Genomic DNA, 18,598 nt, shown 5'->3' with positions numbered 1-18,598 from the left:
CGCTACGCTTATCCGGCCTACAAGAGCGAAAGACGCTTACCTTAAGCGATTTACTCGAAAAACACCGCAATTTTGTTAAACATGGTGGGATCGGACTGGTTGCGCGCCACTTTGGTGACATCTTCCAGCTTATCGATCTGCGCCATCATCTGCTCCAGACGCTGATCGTCGTTGACCAGCAGCCAGATGCGGCTGTGCTCGCTGCCCTGAATCGGCAGGCAGAGAATGCCTTCCACGTTAAACGCCCGGCGGGCAAAGAGCCCGCAGACGTGGGTCATAACGCCTGGGTGGTTGCGGACGGTGAGTTCCAGAATGACGTTATCATGTTGTTTCTGCATGGCTTATTCTCCCACCATCTCAGTATTTGCCGCACCCGGCGGCACCATCGGATACACTTTTTGTTCAGGGTCGATACGCACGTGGATCAGCGCCGGGCCGGGGCAAGAAATCGCCGCCTGCAGCGCCGCGTGGGCGTCTTCTTCCGCGTTCAGATCGCAGGTGTGCAGGCCAAAGCCGGCGGCAATCTGCATAAAGTTAATCATCCCTGGATAGGTCGCCGCAAACACGCCCTGCTTGTAGAACAGGCTCTGCTGCTGGTGCACTAAGCCCAGCGCCTCGTTGTTCATCAGGATGATTTTCACGTCTAACTGGTTTTCGGCCGCGGTCGCCATTTCCTGAATGTTCATCATCAGGCTGCCGTCGCCGGAGAAGCAGATAACCTTGCGGTCCGGGTTGGCAAGCGCAGCGCCTACTGCCGCTGGCAGGCCGAAGCCCATGGTGCCGAGGCCACCGGAGGTCAGCCACTGGCGCGGCCGGTTCAGCGGATACGCCTGCGCGGTCCACATCTGATGCTGGCCCACGTCAGTGGTGATAATCGCGCTGTCGTCCACGCAGGCGGCCACGGCGTTGATCAGGCCATAGTGGCTCAGCGGGTCGCCCTCGGTTGGGATGGCGCCCGGGAACTCGCGCTGCAGATCCGCCACCAGCTGGCGCCAGTCGGCGCGGTCGGCTGCGTCCGTCTGCGGGATCAGCTGCGCCAGCACTTCGGCCACGTCGCCCTGAATCGCCACGTGCGGCTGCTTGATTTTACCCAGCTCGGCGCGGTCGATATCCACGTGAATGATTTTCGCGTTCGGGCAGAACTGCTCGGTTTTGCCAATCGCCCGGTCATCAAAACGCGCGCCCATAACAATCAGCAAATCAGCCTCTTGCAGGATGTAGTTGGTGCTGCGCGCGCCGTGCATGCCCAGCATGCCCAATGACAGCGGATGCGCTTTAGGCAGCATCCCCAGCGCCATCAGGGTCATCGTGGTCGGCAGGTTGGCTTTTTCGGCAAACTGGCGGATTTCATCCGCGGCGTTGATTGCCCCGCCGCCCAGATAGAGCACCGGGCGTTTGGCTGCGTTAATCATGGCGGCGGCGTCGCGCACGCTCTCAGCGCTGAATTCCGGCGCGGGGGCACGCTCGCCCGGCTCCGGCAGGACGTCGATCTCGATCTCTGCGGTCTGGACATCCTTAGGAATGTCTATCCACACCGGGCCCGGGCGGCCAGACTGCGCAATGCGGAACGCATCGCTGATAACCTGAGGCAGCTCGCTGATATCGCGAACTAAATAGTTATGTTTGGTGATGGGGATAGAGATGCCGTAGGTGTCCACTTCCTGGAACGCGTCGGTGCCGATCATCGAGGACGGCACCTGCCCGGTAATGCAGATCAGCGGAATGGAGTCGAGGCGCGCGTCGGCGATGGCGGTCACCAGGTTGGTTGCCCCCGGGCCGCTGCAGGCCATGCAGACCGCCGGTTTGCCCTGCGTACGCGCCATGCCCTGAGCGATAAAGCCTGCCCCCTGCTCGTGGCGCGCCAGCACGTGGCGGATCTGCGTGCTTTGGCTTAACGCATCGTACAGCGGCAGCACCGTGCCGCCCGGGATGCCCGCAACCGTGGTGATGCCCTGCCGTTCCAGCAAATGAACGATCAGCTGCGCGCCGGTGAAACGCGTCTTGGTGGATGTTGTGCCCGAACTTGCCATGCTCCAGTCCTTTTCTTCTGGGCCGACGTTCCGGGGAGGGGTCCTAAACGAAAAACCCCGCCCGGTTTGCGCCGGCGGGGTTTTGGATTCGTGTGTTGATCCAGTCCCTACGGCGCATTGCCGACGACCACCACCACACGCACGACGACCACTGCGGCAGGTTGCGCAGTTTTTAGTAGGGTCGAAGTGAAGATGGATGAAGTCATTGGGGACCTGTGTTTGGAATCATTGATTGAATTTATACAAACACAGGTTTTAGGGCGTGACAATGGAAATATTTTCATCTGAGTAAAAATGCGTCAGGGATCACGTTTTGTTTGTTGAGTTTACTCTTCATTTTCACGTCCCAGATTTGCCCTAAATGCTATTAGGTTCAGTTACATACTAATTCCTTATGAAAATCTGAAAATAGCGGTTCAATGATGTTATGACATGCTTTGTGTGGTTATTATTTCTTCGAGCCTAAGTACAACTACAAAATACTAAAGCGTGCCGAGGGATACAGGCAGGTGTTAAGGAAAACAGCATGAATAAGTTCTACACAATGCTTTTCACGGCTTTGCTTTTACTGACGGGGTGCGACCAGCCCGTAAAAACGGAACCAGCCCCGCCCGGTGGGGGTGGAACCATTGAAGCTATTAACCACACCAGCTGGGCCATCAACCGCTTCAGCGTGAACGGGCAGTCCGGCTTCGACATTATCGGCCCGTATTCGGGTGGCGGTGGGGGTTGCTGCTTTGGCGTGAGCGGGCCGTGGACGCCCGGAATGACGGTGCAGGTTGACTGGGAAACGGGCGTCGCGTTTGCCAGCGATGTGCCGGAGATCCTGCAGCCTGAGCGGCCAAATACCAAAGGAATGGATGAGCAAGACTATTACAAGGCATGGCAGGCTTATTCGGATAAAAAGGAGGAGTGGTACCAAAAAATCAAGGCACTAAATAAAAAACATACTCAAACCATTCCGCTCCCCGATTACACCGGCCAGAAAACCTGCGGTATCACCGTTCACTTCCTGCCCTGTGACCAGGTGAAGGTCACTACTAGCTGTGCCGACTATGGCAACCCTGATTATCCCGTCAAAGACCCCGTGCATATGGAGAAGCCGACAGTATGTTCCCAGTGATTGCAGCATGTCGTACCCGCATTTTGCTGGCCGCAGCCCTGCTGCTGGCCGGGTGCGATCAGCCCATTAAAACGGAATCTGCCCCGCCCGGCGGGGGCGGAACGATTGAAGCCATTAACCATACTAACTGGGCCATCAACCGCTTCAGCGTGAACGGGCAGTCCGGCCTCGATATTATCGGCCCGTATTCGGGTGGCGGTGGGGGCTGCTGCTTTGGCGTGAGCGGGCCGTGGACGCCAGGAATGACGGTGCAGGTTGACTGGGAAACGGGCGTCGCGTTTGCCAGCGATGTGCCGGAGATCCCTGAACCCAAAAGGCCAAATTTAAGTAATTTAAGTGAAGAAGATGCGAATTTAAGAGCTGAGCGGTATGACGAGATGTACCACGAATGGTTCAGCAAAATTAAAGCCATCAGTAAAACACATTCCCTAACGGTGCCTGTCCCCGATTACACCGGCCAGAAAACCTGCGGTATTACCGTTCACTTCCTGCCCTGTGACCAGGTGAAGGTCACTACCAGCTGTGCCGACTACGGCAGCCCTGATTATCCCGTCAAAGACCCCGTGCATATGGAGAAGCCGACAGTATGTCCCCAGTGATTGCAGCATGGCGTACCCGCATTTTGCTGGCCGCAGCCCTGCTGCTGGCCGGGTGCGACCAGCCCATTAAAACGGAATCTGCCCCGCCCGGCGGGGGCGGAACCATTGAAGCCATTAACCACACCAGCTGGGCCATCAACCGCTTCAGCGTGAACGGGCAGTCCGGCCTCGACATTATCGGCCCGTATTCGGGTGGCGGTGGAGGCTGCTGCTTTGGCGTGAGCGGGCCATGGAAGCCAGGAATGACGGTGCAGGTTGACTGGGAAACGGGCGTCGCATTTGCCAGCGATGTGCCGGAGATCCCGCAGCCTGAGCGGCCAAATACCAAAGGAATGGATGAGCAGGATTATTACAAAGCATGGCAGGCTTACTCAGATAAATATCACGACTGGTACGAAAAAATTAAAGCCATCAGTAAAACACATTCCCGAACGGTGCCTGTCCCCGATTATACCGGACAAAAAACCTGCGGTATCACCGTTCACTTTCTGCCCTGTGACCAGGTGAAGGTCACTACCAGCTGCGCCGACTATGGCAGCCCTAATTATCCCATCAAGTACCCCGTGCATATGGAGAAGCCGAAAGTATGTCCAAAATAAATCCTGATAGAGTCTGGTTTCCACCGATATTTCCTGGTGAAGGGAGACTTCCAACCGAAAAATCGCATTTTGGGCAAAACTGCAGGCCACAAAGCAGTCTGGAAACGACATATCACAACCAGCTTTGCATGGCCGCCAACCGACGCGTCTTACCTCCCTGCTGTAAGACGCTGCATATCAGCCTTTTCTTTGACGGTACGGGCAACAACCTGAATCATGATCTCTATGAGTCGACCCCGCCTCATCCAACCAATATCGCTCGCCTGTTCCGTGCCACCATAGGACAAGGCTATGCCGGGGGAACCGGCGCGCATAACGCAGAACTGGTCGATCAGGACGGCGTCGCGCACAACCAGTATTACAAATACTATATTCCCGGCGTGGGAACACCTTTTCCGGAAGTGCTGGATCTCGACTTCAGCGATGCAGGGCTAAAATATGCTGCTTATGGCGAGGAGCGCATCAACTGGGGTCTGCTTCGGCTGGTTGATGCCCTGCAGCGTACGCTTGGGCTTGGGAAACTAGGCGATGATGAAAACTGGCACTCCATTCAGGCGATGAACTCCAGCTATTCTCAATCCAACGCTCATGGAGAATACCTCCGTTGTACAGAGCTTTTCCGGCTGTTAAACGGGTTGGGGAAAACACTGGAAACCGCGTTAACGCAGCCAACGCCGGGCACCTCTAAGCTGCTGGGAATCAAACTCTATGTTTACGGTTTCTCTCGCGGAGCGGCCTCCGCCCGGGCCTTTGTTAACTGGCTTAACGCCATGCTTTCTCCTTCCCGGGAAGGGGCCTTACAACCTTTTTGCCTGGCGACAAAGCAGGGTGAAATCCCGATAAGCATTGAATTTCTGGGTCTGCTGGATACGGTCGCTTCCGTTGGGATTGCCCATATTGCCCCGGTTGCGGAAGGTCATATGGGCTGGGCCGACGGAACGATGGAATTGCCGGACAATGCGCTGATTAAGCGCTGCGTGCATCTGGTTTCGGCTCACGACCAGCGGTTGTGCTTCCCACTCGATTCAATCTGTCGTGCTGACGGGCGGTATCCTGAATACGCCGTAGAGGTGGTTTATCCTGGGATGCATTCTGATATTGGGGGCGGGTATCCACCAGGGGATCAGGGTAAAGCGACCGGTAATGATGATCGTTTTTTACTGTCGCAAATACCATTAAATGAGATGTTTTCAGCGGCTTTTAATGCAGGCGCACCATTAAAAATACTTGAAGAATCCCTCCCAGATGAGATGAAAAAAGATGTATGGCGCATCATGCCTACCAGTTTAAGAGATGAATTTTATGTTGAAACCTCAATAGTCCAACGCTTCAACGCCTGGCGCCAGCTCACTCTTAATTTACCTCTTTCCGAAACTGGCATTCCCGATGAACAGGCAACCCACTACTCCCCCGTTCGCGCTCGAGTCAATATCATCGAAGCGCTTGAAAACCAGATCGGCTGGATAACCGCCTGGCGCATCAATCGCTACGCCCAGGAAACATTCCGGAGCCAGCGCTTTTATCTCGACGCCGCAGCCAATAATCAAAATCAGGATAACGATCCTGGTAAAAGGGCGGAACGGGAAAGAGAACGCGAAAAACTACAAAAAGATGCAGAAAGAGAGCGAATTAAACAGCTCGGTAGCCACCCGCAGGGTCAGTTTGTCATGTTTAAGACAGGCCCAAAAGACTTTGATGCGTTGCTCGGGCAGACGCAGCTTTTACAGGCAGCATTAGAGTTTAAAGAAGACTATCAGGGCGTTTCTCGTACTCAGGCAAAAAGCACAACCTACGCCGTACTGGATTACTTCAAAGGCTTTGTTTTCGCCTTTAACCAGGATGATATTCCCGTTGAGTTTAAAAAGATCAAAGAGGCAGGGAAACAACATCTGGAAACACTGTTTCCACCACAAGGCGAACAGAGCAATGCCAATGACCCCTCAGGGCTGACAAGAGCGCTTTTTGATGACCAAATCCATGATTCCCGCGCCTGGTTTATGCACAGCGCGTTGGGCTCGCGCGAACCCTGGGGCAGTTATTTTATTTATCGTATGATCTATTTCGGCGAAGCGACGAGTAAACAGGTTAAGCCACTCTCCATGCTGGGCTATGTTGCAGGTCTGGGTTACCCCATCTCAACGCACGAGGTCCAGTTTCTTATTGAATTGCAAAATACCGGGCAGGGTCCATCAGCATCCGTCGAACAACGCATTTCTGTCCTTGATGCCAGCACGGGATATCCGCTGGGGATATTGCAGGATAAAACCCGGCAAATCCCCTGCGTTCACTACCCTGCCGCAGCCCTGGCAGAGTGTCAAAAAGCGGAGGAAATGGCTTTTGAACAAAAGAGAGCCGCAATACGGTCTTACATTGAAAATATGAATTATTCAGACTGACAGAAAACAAAAAACCCCGCCTAAGCGAGGTTTTTATCAGGGTTTTGCGGTTGGTTGCCGCAGAACACACTGTGTTACGTCAACGCAAAAAGTATACGCGATCGAACACGAACGCGCAATTCCGGCACGGATTTTGACGTTTTTGAGTATGGATCACCTTCCGATTTTTGTCCAAAAAATACTGTTCATGCATACAGTATTTATCTATACTGAGGGTGTTCGCAGTGAGCGAGGGGGCCGCAGTTCTACCGGCGCAACGAAGTCCTGGCTGAAACGGGTGGTGCCGTCAGTGCCTTAACCCCTGAAGTGAGCACACTGTGTTACGTCAATCCAGGTGCTGGCAACAGGCGGCGGAAAGGTACGCCAGCATCGTGCTCCTTTTAACCAAAAGGAGACGCGTATGAGCGTAGTGGATATGGTGATACTTATCCTCAAACTCATTGTTGCAGTACTGCAACTGCTTGATGCTGTCCTGAAATACGTTCGGTAATTCAGGTTCAAGTCGCACCTGAGAGGGGCGGGCAACCGCCCCTCTTTAATAACGAGGGAATGCTATGTCGCGTCTGTTAATTGAGCCTGTCACACCGGATGAGCCGGGGTATATCGCCCTGAAGGCGGAAAGTATCGCATTGAATTTCAACATGCTGCGCAGGCTGGAAGAAAACTGGCTGCGGGGTGAAAACCGCTTTAACGCGCCGGGTGAAAAGCTGCTGGGCGCGTTTCTTAACGGCAGGCTGGTGGGCGTGTGCGGCCTCAACCGCGATCCATTCAGCCAGCAGCCGCGTGCCGGGCGCATTCGCCATCTCTACGTCAGCGAGAAGTGTCGCGGGCTGGGCATTGGCAAACAGCTTTTAACCGTGGTGATGGCCGATGCCAGCATCTGGTTTGATTTCCTGAATACCCACGCGCCGGACAGCGCGTACGGATTTTACAATCGAGCCGGTTTTACGCTGGTCTCGGACGAACCGCGGGTGACGCACCGCCTTTTTTGTGCGGTGTAACCGGCTGGCGGCATCAGGATGTGAATGTTACAGTTGAGTGACAATTCATCACCCGATACGCCATGACCATCACCGTTTTCTGCATTTTGCTTTTCGCCGCACTGCTGCATGCCAGCTGGAACGCCATCGTTAAAGCCGGAACGGATAAGCTCTACTCTGCGATCGGCGTTAGCGGCTCAGCCGCGATTATGGCCCTGATTTTACTACCCTTCTCACCACAGCCATCCGCGGCAAGCTGGCCGTTTTTGATCGTCTCCTGCGCCTTACAGGTGGTCTACACCGTGCTGGTGGCGAAGACCTATCAGGTCTCTGACATGAGCCAGACCTATCCGCTGATGCGCGGCACCGCCCCGCTGCTGGTGGCGACGATCAGCGTGCTGGCGCTCGGCGACCATCTCTCCTTGCTCGCCTGGTCCGGCATCGGGGTTATTTGCCTGTCGATTCTGGCGATGGCGATGAATGGCCGCATGCAGTCACGCAGGGGGATCTGGCTGGCGCTGCTGAACGCCTGTTTTATCGCCGGGTATACGTTGGTGGACGGCACCGGCGTGCGGCTGTCGGACACCGCGCTGGGCTACACGCTCTGGACCTTCTTTATGAACGGCTTCTGCCTGCTGGGCTGGGCGATGGTGGCGCGTCGGCGCGAGGCGTCCAGCTACCTGCGCCTGCACTGGAAAAAGGGGCTCCTTGGCGGCGTGGGAACCATGGGCTCTTACGGTCTGGCGCTGTGGGCGATGACGCAAGCGCCGCTGGCGGTGGTCGCCGCGCTGCGTGAAACCTCGATTCTTTTCGGGGCGCTGATCGCTTTTGTGCTTTTAAAAGAGAAGGTTGCGGGCCTGCGAATCGCGGCGGCGCTGGGTATTGCTGCCGGCGCTATTCTGCTGCGCCTGGCGTAAATTACTGGCAACATTAGTTGCCGTTCTTGTTTACAAATCCTGCCTTTCCCGGTTTTTTCATTCACCGCGACAATGCTTAAATTGTCATCTGTCTGTGGTAGATTCCTCGCGCATTTATGGGAATGCGTAGTCAGTTATTCTTCATTTTTCTCTTTTGGCAAAAGTATTCAGCGACATGAAAAAACAAAGGAACGTTAACTTATTGTTGATGCTGGTGTTACTGGTGGCCGTCGGTCAGATGGCGCAAACCATCTACATTCCGGCGATCGCCGACATGGCAAAGGAACTGAACGTCCGCGAGGGCGCGGTGCAAAGCGTGATGGCAGCGTACCTGCTGACCTACGGCGTTTCGCAGCTCTTCTACGGCCCGCTGTCTGACCGCGTCGGGCGTCGCCCGGTGATCCTGGTAGGCATGAGCATTTTCATGGTGGCGACGGTGATTGCCATTACCACTCATAGCCTGACCGTACTGATTGCCGCCAGCGCCCTGCAGGGCGTTGGGACGGGCGTCGGCGGGGTAATGGCGCGAACTTTACCGCGCGATATGTATCAGGGCACCCAGCTCCGCCACGCCAACAGCCTGTTAAATATGGGCATTCTGGTCAGCCCGCTTCTCGCTCCGCTGATTGGCGGCCTGCTGGATACGATGTGGTCCTGGCGCGCCTGCTACGCCTTCCTGCTGGTGCTCTGCGTGATTGTCACCTTCAGCATGGCGCGCTGGATGCCGGAAACCCGCCCAAAAGACGCGCCGCGCACGAAGCTTCTTACAAGCTATAAGACTCTGTTCGGCAACGGCGCGTTTACCTGCTACCTGCTGATGCTGATCGGCGGCCTGGCGGGCATTGCGGTGTTCGAAGCCTGTTCCGGCGTGCTGCTGGGCGCGGGTCTTGGCCTGAGCAGCATGGTGGTGAGCATTCTGTTTATTCTGCCGATCCCGGCGGCGTTTTTCGGCGCGTGGTTTGCCGGGCGTCAGAACAAGCGCTTTTCAACCCTGATGTGGCAGGCCGTGATTAGCTGCCTGCTGGCGGGTCTGATGATGTGGATCCCGGGGCTGTTTGGCGTGATGACCGTCTGGACGCTGCTCATCCCGGCGGCGCTGTTCTTCTTCGGCGCGGGAATGCTGTTCCCGCTCGCCACCAGCGGCGCGATGGAGCCGTTCCCGTTCCTCGCAGGCACGGCGGGCGCGCTGGTGGGCGGTTTGCAGAACATCGGTTCCGGCGCGCTGGCCTGGCTCTCGGCCATGATGCCGCAGACCGGGCAGGCTAGTTTGGGCCTGCTGATGACGCTGATGGGGCTGCTGATTTTACTGTGCTGGCTGCCGCTGGCGTCGCGCGTTCCGCATCACGAGCAGCCTGTTTAACCGCATGATGGCCCGGCTTCTGGCCGGGCTTTTCACAGACGGGCGCAATCATCGCCTGCAATAGCGGCTCCGGCGCTGGCCGCCAGGCTCCCTCTTCCCCGTCGTAAAACTGGAAATCCGCGTTCAGCGCATACGGAATTTTCGCCTTTTGCAGCTCGCAGGCCATAAAGGTGGCGAAGGCCATTTGCGAGGCGGTGGGCGTAAGACGGCTTGACTCCCCTACGCCCCAGCCCCCGACCCAGCTGACGTGCCCGGTTTTTTGCTGCCAGCGCAGCGCGGTATTGATGCGGTTACGGATAGCCGCCTTCTCCGCCGCCGTGCCGGACGTCCAAGGGTATTTACCGCTATTTTTCAGCGGCCCCCACGGGAAAATATGCCACTCCGCCAGCAGGTAGTTTTGACTGTGCGCGGGCAGCTTCAGGCTGGATAAATCCTCCGGCGCGGCGCGCAGGCGCGGCGCGATGAAAATCATGCGCTGCGGATCGATATCGTGGATCGCTTTAATGGTTTTTTCATATACGCGGTTTAGCGACGCGAGGTTGTGATTAAGCTTGTCGGCGGGCTCATAAATGAGATCAAAACCCAGCAGCGGGTAGCTCTGGCCGAAATAGTGCGCCACAGCAATCCACCAGTTGATTGTCTCTTTCTCGTTATCGGCCTTCGGGTCGTTTTTATATTCATCAGCTTGATAAGCGATTATCGGGATCACGCCATACTGCTCACAGGCTTCCACCAGCTTGCGCAGGTGGATCAGCCGCGCTTCCGTCGGCTCACCGGCCACGCGAATGCGCACGTGGGTAATGCCTTTTGCGCGAAAATCGCGTACCACCAGCGGGTCGAACTCGCGAATGCCGCGCTCGGTGCGCGCCCAGTCCACATCCATCCCGACGCCCAGCTGCTGCGCATAATGAGCAGCCGTCAGCGGCGGCTCGGCGGCAATCGCCCAGCCGGAAGAGATCAGTAACGCGGTAGCAATAAAAGGCTTTAGCACGGTTTACCCTGGATAAATCAAAAGCATTACCTGTATTTAGCACGCTTTTTCGCATTTGGTGTAGCGTCAAAGCGTAATAATTCTTCAACCCGCCAGTTCTCTCAGCCAGCCGATAAAGGCGTCTATTTTCGGCCACTGGCGGCCAGGAAGCGTTGAAATGTAATAGTGCTGATGGCACTTCAGGGTCTTTTCCCCAAACGGGGCGATCAGCTCGCCCCGTTCGAGCCGTTTCTGCACCAGCCGCTTTCTGCCCATCGCAACGCCCACGTGGTTGATGGCTGCAATAATCGCTAAATCGGAACGATCGAAACCGATACCCGACGATGGCGTCATATTCACCGCAAAATGCTGCGCCCAGCTCAGCCACTCATCCGTACCGGAATCGTTGCTCCAGGCCTGACGGTCGTGCAGTAACGTGCAGTGGCTGAGGTTATGGGAGTTTTTCAGCAGTTCATGCTCGCGGGCATATTGCGGGGAGCAGACGGGCAAAATTTCTTCGTCCATCAGGAAGTGATGAGAGAGGTGCTTTGGCGGCGTATCGTCGAAATAGAGCGCCAGATCGACCCCCGTTCGCTGCATATTGACGTAATCATTGCCGGTCAGAATGGTAAGTGAAATCGACGGGTAGCGGCGGGTAAAGTCCCCCAGCATAGGCACCAGCCAGCACTGGGCGATCGACGGGCGGGAGTAAACCGTCAGCGTGCCGGAGAGCGCCTGGTTTTTGATGTCCAGGATCTCCTGATTCAGGGTATCGAGGGACGATTTTAGCGTCCAGTAAACGCGCTTTCCTTCCTGCGTCAGCTCGACTTTACGGTGCGAGCGAACAAACAGCTGAATACCCAGTTCCTCTTCGAGCAGGTTGATGCGGTGGCTCACCGCGCTGGGGCTGAGCGACAGCTCCTCCGCCGCCAGTGCGAAGGACTCATGCCGGGCGGCCACTTCAAAGGTGTACATTTTCGACAGCTGCCAGCCATTTAAAAGCCGGTTTCTGGCTTCATTCGCATCGGTCATCACAATTCTCACGCGTGGTTTCTGCGCTCAGCATACCGCTCAAGAGTGAATTTATGTGAACCTAATACGGATTAAGTGCACTTTTTAGAGCGCAGTCACTCAGTTGATCCAATCTGGCTCATCTGAACGCCAATTTTTATCGTTTGTCAGCTCACGCCGTTTTTTCGTCCAATACCCCCAGATGACATAAGGGTGAGGTGAAATATGGGATCGCCGGTCTGGGTTGTGATAACGCTGCTGGTCAGCATTGTGTTGATTGTTTTAACCATCGTTAAGCTGAAGTTTCACCCGTTCCTCGCGCTGCTGCTGGCGAGCTTTTTCGTTGGTGCAATGATGGGTATGAGCCCGCTGGATATGGTGAACGCCATCGAGAGCGGAATTGGCGGCACGCTGGGCTTCCTGGCGGCGGTGATTGGTCTTGGCACCATTCTCGGCAAAATGATGGAAGTCTCCGGCGCGGCCGAGCGCATTGGGATCGCACTGCAGCGCTGCCGCTGGCTGTCGGCGGACGTGATTATGGTTCTGGTAGGCCTTATCTGCGGCATTACGCTGTTCGTGGAAGTGGGCGTGGTACTGCTGATCCCGCTGGCGTTTTCCATCGCCAAAAAGACCAACACGTCGCTGCTCAAGCTGGCCATTCCGCTCTGTACCGCGCTGATGGCGGTGCACTGTGTGGTGCCGCCGCATCCGGCCGCGCTGTTTGTGACGAATAAATTAGGCGCGGACGTCGGTACGGTCATTGTCTATGGTTTGATGGTGGGCCTGATGGCGTCTCTGGTCGGTGGCCCGCTGTTCCTGAAGCTGCTCGGCAATCGCCTGCCGTTTAAACCGGTTCCGGCGGAATTTTCAGACCTGAAGGTGCGAGAAGAACACACCCTGCCGTCGCTGGGCGCCACGCTGTTCACGGTGCTCCTGCCGATTGCCCTGATGCTGGTAAAAACCATCGCCGAGCTGAATATGTCGAAAGAAGGCATGCTGTATACGCTGCTGGAGTTTATCGGCAACCCGATCACCGCCATGTTTATCGCCGTGTTTGTCGCCTACTACCTGCTGGGGATCCGCCAGCATATGGGCATGGGCACGATGCTGACGCACACCGAGCACGGCTTCGGCTCTATCGCCAACATTTTGCTGATTATCGGCGCGGGCGGCGCGTTTAACGCCATCCTGAAAACAAGCGGGCTGGCGGACTCGCTGGCGCATATTCTCTCGAACCTGCACATGCACCCTATCCTGCTCGCCTGGCTGGTGGCGCTGGTGCTGCATGCCGCCGTCGGCTCCGCAACGGTGGCGATGATGGGTGCGACAGCGATAGTCGCGCCGATGCTGCCGCTCTATCCGAACGTGAGCCCGGAGATCATCACCATTGCCATCGGTTCCGGCGCCATTGGCTGCACGATCGTGACCGATTCTCTGTTCTGGCTGGTGAAGCAATACTGCGGCGCGACCCTAAATGAGACCTTCAAATACTATACGACGGCGACGTTTATCGCCTCGGTGCTTGCACTTGGCGGCACATTCCTGCTTTCTTTCATTATCTGAGCGCGAAGAGACGTATTATGGAAAACGCAACTATCACCACTTTAACCGCACAGTTTCCTCTGGTTGAGGATCTGATTGCCCTGAAAGAAACCACCTGGCTTAACCCGCGCACCACCACGCTGGCTGAGGGGTTGCCCTATGTCGGGCTGACCAAAGCCGACGTGGACGATGCCCACGCGCGCCTCAACCGCTTCGCGCCGTATCTGGCGAAAGCCTTCCCGGAAACGGCGGCAACGGGCGGGATTATTGAATCTGAACTGGTCGCCATTCCGGCAATGCAGGCGCGGCTGGAGAAAGAATCTGGCAAATCCATTCCCGGCACGCTGCTGCTGAAAAAAGACAGCCATCTGCCGATTTCCGGCTCGATTAAAGCGCGCGGCGGCATCTATGAAGTGCTGGCCCACGCGGAGAAGCTGGCGCTGGAAGCCGGATTGCTGACCACCGAAGACGACTACAGCATTCTGCTGGAGCCGCGCTTTAAGGACTTCTTCAGCCAGTACAGCATTGCGGTAGGCTCAACCGGCAACCTCGGGATGTCCATCGGCATTATGAGCGCACGCATCGGCTTTAAGGTGACGGTCCATATGTCCGCCGACGCCCGCGAGTGGAAGAAAGCCAAACTGCGCAGCCACGGCGTCATCGTCGTGGAATACGAGCAGGATTACGGCGTGGCGGTGGAGCAGGGGCGCAAAGCGGCGGAAAGCGATCCGAACTGCTTCTTTATTGACGACGAGAATTCCCGCACCCTGTTCCTGGGCTACGCCGTTGCTGGCGAGCGGCTGAAGGCGCAGTTTGCCGAACAGGGCCGCGTGGTGGATGCGGATCATCCGCTGTACGTCTACCTGCCGTGCGGCGTCGGCGGCGGACCCGGCGGGGTGGCGTTTGGCCTGAAGCTGGCCTTTGGCGACAACGTTCACTGCTTCTTTGCGGAGCCAACGCACTCGCCGTGCATGCTGCTGGGCGTTCACACCGGCCTGCACGATGAGATTGCGGTGCAGGATCTGGGCATTGATAACGTGACGGCGGCGGACGGTCTGGCGGTAGGACGCGCGTCCGGCTTCGTGGGTCGCGCGATGGAGCGTCTGCTCGACGGGTTCTATACGCTTTCCGACCAGAGCATGTATGACATGCTCGGCTGGCTGGCGCAGGAGGAAGGGATCCGCCTGGAGCCGTCGGCGCTGGCGGGGATGGCCGGGCCGGTGCGCGGTCATTCGGATGCCAGCGTTACCCACCTTGTGTGGGCAACCGGCGGCGGCATGGTGCCGGAAGACGAGATGGCGAAGTATCTGGCTAAAGGGAAGTAATTAAGCCGCCACCCGGCTTACAGGCTCAAAATTTGCTGAATATGGGTTACCGCAAACAGCAGCGACAGCGAGAGAACAGCGAGTGCGATCAGGAACTTATCCCGCACCGCTTTCGGCTGCACAAAGTCGTCCTGCGCCACGTCCATCAGGTTACGGCTGCGGGTATAGCGCCATAAAATGATGGCCACCAGCGCCAGCACAATAATAGAGATCCAGAATGGCACCCCGGTTCGGTGCCAGTTGTGCTTAATCGCCAGGGCAATCAGCGCGCCATACCCCAGCAGCGTGCGCAGCCAGGCCAGCGACGTCCGCTCCGGCTGCAGGCCGGGGTCCGCTTCGCGTCGCGCTTTGCGGCTATCCGCCATAGAACACCAGCACCATCACTACGCCCGCCACCGTCAGCAGAATCGCGCTGATGATAAGTAACCCGCGCGTATAGGGGAGATCCTGCTTCAGGCGCATCGCCTTTTCATTGCGCAGCCAGCGCAGGTAGCCGTAAATCGCCAGCACGCCCGCGAACAGGCACAGCAGCAGCGCCAGCACTTCGCGGATCAGCGGCGTGGCGAAATCAGGCGCGAGCTGATCGAGACCGACCCCTGCGGCAAGAAAGCCCAGCGCGGTGCGGATCCACGCTAAAAAAGTGCGTTCATTAGCCAGAGAGAAGCGGTAGTCCGGCGCTTCGCCGAGGCGGGAAATTTTCATGGAAGTTCCTTGTCGTGCTACGGGCAGGCTTCAGCATAGCGTAAATCGACAGGGACAAGGAGACCGGCATCGGGCGATGCCGGTCAGGACGATTAGTGCAACTCTGGCCAGTACTCCTTGTTGGCCTCGATCAGATCATCCAGAATCGCCTTCGCGACGGACGCGCTCGGTACGGTTTTCGACAGGGTAATGGCCTGCCAGAGCTTCTGGTACGAGCGCTGCTCCCAGGCGTCCACCACCAGTTTTTCCACAGCCACCTGCTGGCTCATCAGCCCTTTCTGGAAGTGTGGAATATCGCCTACCGTAAGCGGCTCCGGCCCGTTATGGCCCACCAGGCACGGGATCTCCACCATCGCATCGGCATCAAAGTTATGGATGGCACCGTTGTTTGGCACAATCAGCAGCATCCGTTCCTGGGTGTTGAAGGCAATCGCGGTCGCCAGATCGACGATGTACGACGCATGTTCGTCGATTTCCAGCTCACCGGCGGCGGAGTTGCCGGCTTCGATAATCGCCCGACAGGAACTGAACACATGCTTCTCACGGTGATCCATCACTTCATTGGCGCGGGTGCGTTCCGGGTTGGAATGCGCGACCACGTAGTCCGGGAACAGGTAATACTTCAGGTAGGTGTTCGGCATGGTGTCCGGATCCAGCGCCTGCACGTCTTTTGCTTTGGCAAAGGTATCGTTCCAGCTCGCTTCGGTATGCGCGTCTTCTGAAGGCGGGACATAGCCGTTTTTCGCCACGTATTCGCGCAGTTTTGGCATCAGATCGTTGCCGTTCAGATCTTCAATCGACGTCCACCAGCCGAAGTGGTTCAGGCCGTAGTAGCGCACGCGCATCTCTTTGCGGTCCTTGAGCCCGACAATCTGCGCCATGCGCCCTTCAATGCCGATCGGCATATCGCAGATGTTGAGGATTTTAGCGTTCGGACGCAGGCGGCGCGTGGCTTCCGCTACAATCGCCGCCGGGTTGGAGTAGTTCAGCATCCACGCGTTCGGGGAGTACTGCTCCATGTAATCCACCAGTTCCAGCACGCCGCCGATAGAGCGCATGCCGTAAGAGATGCCGCCCGGTCCGCAGGTTTCCTGGCCCAGCACGCCGTGGCGCAGCGGGATTTTTTCATCTTTCTCGCGCATCGGGTATTTGCCCACGCGGATATGCGCCATTACGAAATCCACATCGGTAAACGCCGCTTTAGGATCGGTGGTGTAGCTGAACTCAATCTCCGGGGCCTGCTCCTTAAGGATGATTCTGCACGCTTCGGCGATGGTCTCCTGACGTGCGCCGTCGTTGTCATAGAACTTCAGCGCGCGCAGCGGGAAGCGGTCACGGTTGGCTAACAGCATCAGGACGATACCAGGCGTAAAGGTGCTGCCGCCGCCTGCAATGACAACTGAGAATTTTTTCATGATATAGCCTCTGTCAGGGTGGTTTGTTCATTCGTTAAAGGAGTTTTCATCAGCGATTCCAGCTGGTCGCGTACCTGAGGAACGTGCAGGCCAACAATCACCTGAATGCCGTTGCCGCGTCGCACCACGCCGTGGGCGCCGAGGGCTTTAAAGACATCGTCGCTTTGGGTTTTCGCCATATCCACCAGCGCGATACGCAAGCGGGTGGCGCAGTTGTTGATGCTTTCGATATTTGCTGCGCCGCCGAGCGCCTGCAGGAATCCGGCGGCTTGCCCAACCTGCTGGCTGGCCGCCGCCGGGGCGGTGGTTTGCCCGCGCGCCGCCTTATAGTCGGCCTTGCTGTAGAGTTTGATTTCGCTCTCTTCCCGGCCCGGCGTTTTCAGGTTCAGCCGCTCAATCAGCGTCCTGAAGACCACGAAGTAGATGCCGGTGAAGCAGACGCCAATGCCGATCTGGGTGAATACCGTCGAGGCGTGGTTATGGAACATCGGGATCCAGTTTTGCGGCAGGAACTGGTCCAGCAGGCCGCCGCCCATATTCCCGACCACGCCGAAGGCGTACATCACCGTCGCCATGGTGGCCGCCAGCACGGCGTGCACGGCAAACAGCAGCGGCGAGATAAACAGGAAGGTGAACTCAAGCGGTTCGGTAATACCCACCAGCACGGCGGTGAGCGTGGCCGGAACCAGCAGGCCCGCCACTTTGACGCGGTTTTCTGGCGACGCGGTGTACCAGATAGCCAAGGCAATCCCGACCGAGCCAAACACTTTTGAGTTGCCGTGCAGCGCGAACCCGCCTTCCGGGAAGAGGGTTTTCAGCGGCAGGGTGCTCTGGCTGAATTCCTGCAGATGCTGCGCCCAGTACACCTGAATACCGCCCTCCACCGCCGCCGGGCCGAAGATGAACGGACCGTAGACAAAGTGGTGCAATCCGGTTGGGATCAGAATGCGTTCCAGGAAGGTATACACCCACACGCCCAGCGCGCCGGCAGAGCGCAGGAAAGCCTGCAGGGACTCAATGCCCATCTGCACTTTCGGCCAGCCCAGCAGCGTCAGCCAGGCGCAGGGGATCATGACGAAGAACGCGAGGATAACGACAAACGAGCTGCCCTGGAAAATCCCCAGAAAGACCGGCAGCGGCTTGTCGAAATAGCGGTTGTGGATGGCGGTGACGATACCTGAAATCACAATGGCCCCGATGATGCTGGTATCGAGCGTTTTGATCCCGGCAATCATCGCCAGCCCGCTTCCCGCTGTCGGTTCGGCGGAGAAGTCGACGCCAAAGAAGTGGCCCCAGGTCATCCCCATCGCGTTAATGAAGTAGTTCCAGGTCAGGAAGCTAATCAGCACGGCCAGACAGGCGCGGCCCTGCGCCTGCTTCGCCAGGCCAATCGGTAAGCCGACGGCAAAAATCAGCGGCATATTACGAAACACCGCCCAACCGCCCTCCTCAATGATGTGAACGATTTGCGCGAAAAGATGATCGGGGGCGGTTAAGGCTTCGCCGACAAACAGCGGGTTGCGAAGCATGATGGCGATTCCCACCACGATCCCGGCAAACGGAAACAGCAATACCGGGGTAAACATGGCGCCGCCAAAACGTTGTATTTGACTGAGCATTTTTAAATCC

General features: G+C 57.1%; 19 protein-coding genes. 10 read left to right on the top strand and 9 right to left on the bottom strand.

Annotation, left to right across the window (positions count from 1 at the left end; genetic code table 11):
• Nucleotides 1-50: 50 nt before the first annotated feature.
• The 3 genes from ilvN to ivbL form a co-directional block, all read right to left on the bottom strand.
• Nucleotides 51-338 carry an acetolactate synthase small subunit gene (gene ilvN / locus OSH03_RS14840; protein WP_010426528.1) on the bottom strand — a complete coding sequence of 96 codons (288 nt, stop codon included), beginning with the start codon at nucleotides 336-338 and terminating at the stop codon, nucleotides 51-53.
• Nucleotides 339-341: 3 nt separating this feature from the next.
• The gene (gene ilvB / locus OSH03_RS14835) at nucleotides 342-2,030 is read right to left on the bottom strand and encodes an acetolactate synthase large subunit (protein WP_266179444.1); all 1,689 of its coding nucleotides are present in this window, start codon (nucleotides 2,028-2,030) and stop codon (nucleotides 342-344) included.
• Between the two features lie 107 nt (nucleotides 2,031-2,137).
• The gene (gene ivbL / locus OSH03_RS14830) at nucleotides 2,138-2,236 is read right to left on the bottom strand and encodes an ilvB operon leader peptide IvbL (RefSeq protein WP_057979964.1); all 99 of its coding nucleotides are present in this window, start codon (nucleotides 2,234-2,236) and stop codon (nucleotides 2,138-2,140) included.
• Nucleotides 2,237-2,556: 320 nt separating this feature from the next.
• On the opposite strand from ivbL, the gene OSH03_RS14825 reads away from it, so the two are divergent.
• From OSH03_RS14825 to emrD, 8 genes are all read left to right on the top strand, one after another.
• Nucleotides 2,557-3,153, top strand: a complete 597-nt coding sequence (locus tag OSH03_RS14825) for a DUF3304 domain-containing protein (RefSeq protein WP_266179443.1) — start codon at nucleotides 2,557-2,559, stop codon at nucleotides 3,151-3,153.
• Complete coding sequence (locus OSH03_RS14820; RefSeq protein WP_266179442.1) at nucleotides 3,141-3,752, top strand: Tli1a family immunity protein; 612 nt, start codon at nucleotides 3,141-3,143, stop codon at nucleotides 3,750-3,752. The genes OSH03_RS14825 and OSH03_RS14820 overlap by 13 nt, the downstream gene beginning before the upstream one ends.
• Complete coding sequence (locus OSH03_RS14815) at nucleotides 3,740-4,351, top strand: Tli1a family immunity protein (RefSeq protein ID WP_266179441.1); 612 nt, start codon at nucleotides 3,740-3,742, stop codon at nucleotides 4,349-4,351. Before OSH03_RS14820 ends, OSH03_RS14815 begins: the two co-directional genes overlap by 13 nt.
• On the top strand, nucleotides 4,339-6,747 hold the full coding sequence (locus OSH03_RS14810) for a T6SS phospholipase effector Tle1-like catalytic domain-containing protein (protein WP_266179440.1): 2,409 nt from the start codon (nucleotides 4,339-4,341) through the stop codon (nucleotides 6,745-6,747). The genes OSH03_RS14815 and OSH03_RS14810 overlap by 13 nt, the downstream gene beginning before the upstream one ends.
• Before the next feature lie 400 nt (nucleotides 6,748-7,147).
• Nucleotides 7,148-7,237: a type I toxin-antitoxin system toxin TisB gene (tisB, locus tag OSH03_RS14805; protein ID WP_045260836.1), complete on the top strand. Its 90-nt coding sequence runs from the start codon at nucleotides 7,148-7,150 to the stop codon at nucleotides 7,235-7,237.
• A 64-nt stretch (nucleotides 7,238-7,301) separates the two neighbouring features.
• The gene (locus OSH03_RS14800) at nucleotides 7,302-7,748 is read left to right on the top strand and encodes a GNAT family N-acetyltransferase (protein ID WP_061096693.1); all 447 of its coding nucleotides are present in this window, start codon (nucleotides 7,302-7,304) and stop codon (nucleotides 7,746-7,748) included.
• Nucleotides 7,749-7,810: 62 nt separating this feature from the next.
• Nucleotides 7,811-8,644 carry an EamA family transporter gene (locus OSH03_RS14795; RefSeq protein WP_266179439.1) on the top strand — a complete coding sequence of 278 codons (834 nt, stop codon included), beginning with the start codon at nucleotides 7,811-7,813 and terminating at the stop codon, nucleotides 8,642-8,644.
• Between the two features lie 175 nt (nucleotides 8,645-8,819).
• Nucleotides 8,820-10,004 (top strand): multidrug efflux MFS transporter EmrD, encoded by a 1,185-nt coding sequence (emrD, locus tag OSH03_RS14790; RefSeq protein ID WP_049137210.1) that lies wholly within the window; start codon nucleotides 8,820-8,822, stop codon nucleotides 10,002-10,004.
• Here emrD and OSH03_RS14785 read toward each other — a convergent pair.
• Together OSH03_RS14785 and dsdC are read right to left on the bottom strand one after the other, a co-directional pair.
• A complete protein-coding gene (locus tag OSH03_RS14785) occupies nucleotides 9,907-10,995 on the bottom strand; it encodes a glycoside hydrolase family 5 protein (protein ID WP_266179438.1) in 1,089 nt (362 codons plus the stop codon). The two genes, emrD and OSH03_RS14785, sit on opposite strands and share 98 nt — an antisense overlap.
• Nucleotides 10,996-11,079: 84 nt before the next feature.
• A complete protein-coding gene (gene dsdC / locus OSH03_RS14780; RefSeq protein WP_266179437.1) occupies nucleotides 11,080-12,006 on the bottom strand; it encodes a DNA-binding transcriptional regulator DsdC in 927 nt (308 codons plus the stop codon).
• A gap of 204 nt (nucleotides 12,007-12,210) precedes the next feature.
• Here dsdC and dsdX point away from each other — a divergent pair, with 204 nt between their 5' ends.
• Together dsdX and dsdA are read left to right on the top strand one after the other, a co-directional pair.
• Nucleotides 12,211-13,548, top strand: a complete 1,338-nt coding sequence (dsdX, locus tag OSH03_RS14775) for a D-serine transporter DsdX (RefSeq protein WP_266179436.1) — start codon at nucleotides 12,211-12,213, stop codon at nucleotides 13,546-13,548.
• Nucleotides 13,549-13,565: 17 nt separating this feature from the next.
• A complete protein-coding gene (gene dsdA, locus OSH03_RS14770) occupies nucleotides 13,566-14,852 on the top strand; it encodes a D-serine ammonia-lyase (protein WP_266179435.1) in 1,287 nt (428 codons plus the stop codon).
• Between the two features lie 17 nt (nucleotides 14,853-14,869).
• Here the strand turns inward: dsdA and OSH03_RS14765 are convergent, their stop codons facing one another.
• From OSH03_RS14765 to OSH03_RS14750, 4 genes are all read right to left on the bottom strand, one after another.
• Complete coding sequence (locus OSH03_RS14765) at nucleotides 14,870-15,217, bottom strand: DUF202 domain-containing protein (RefSeq protein ID WP_151412290.1); 348 nt, start codon at nucleotides 15,215-15,217, stop codon at nucleotides 14,870-14,872.
• Nucleotides 15,207-15,554: a YidH family protein gene (locus OSH03_RS14760; protein ID WP_014068263.1), complete on the bottom strand. Its 348-nt coding sequence runs from the start codon at nucleotides 15,552-15,554 to the stop codon at nucleotides 15,207-15,209. Before OSH03_RS14760 ends, OSH03_RS14765 begins: the two co-directional genes overlap by 11 nt.
• A 92-nt stretch (nucleotides 15,555-15,646) precedes the next feature.
• Nucleotides 15,647-16,969, bottom strand: a complete 1,323-nt coding sequence (locus OSH03_RS14755; RefSeq protein ID WP_045260840.1) for a 6-phospho-alpha-glucosidase — start codon at nucleotides 16,967-16,969, stop codon at nucleotides 15,647-15,649.
• Nucleotides 16,966-18,588, bottom strand: coding sequence for an alpha-glucoside-specific PTS transporter subunit IIBC (locus OSH03_RS14750; RefSeq protein WP_266179434.1), 1,623 nt, complete (start codon nucleotides 18,586-18,588; stop codon nucleotides 16,966-16,968). The genes OSH03_RS14755 and OSH03_RS14750 overlap by 4 nt, the downstream gene beginning before the upstream one ends.
• Nucleotides 18,589-18,598: the final 10 nt, after the last annotated feature.

The sequence above is a fragment of the Enterobacter nematophilus genome, assembly GCF_026344075.1.
Classification (GTDB): domain Bacteria; phylum Pseudomonadota; class Gammaproteobacteria; order Enterobacterales; family Enterobacteriaceae; genus Enterobacter; species Enterobacter nematophilus.
The sequence above is the reverse complement of the archived record's forward strand: the minus strand, read 5'-3'. Positions and strand labels throughout refer to the sequence as shown.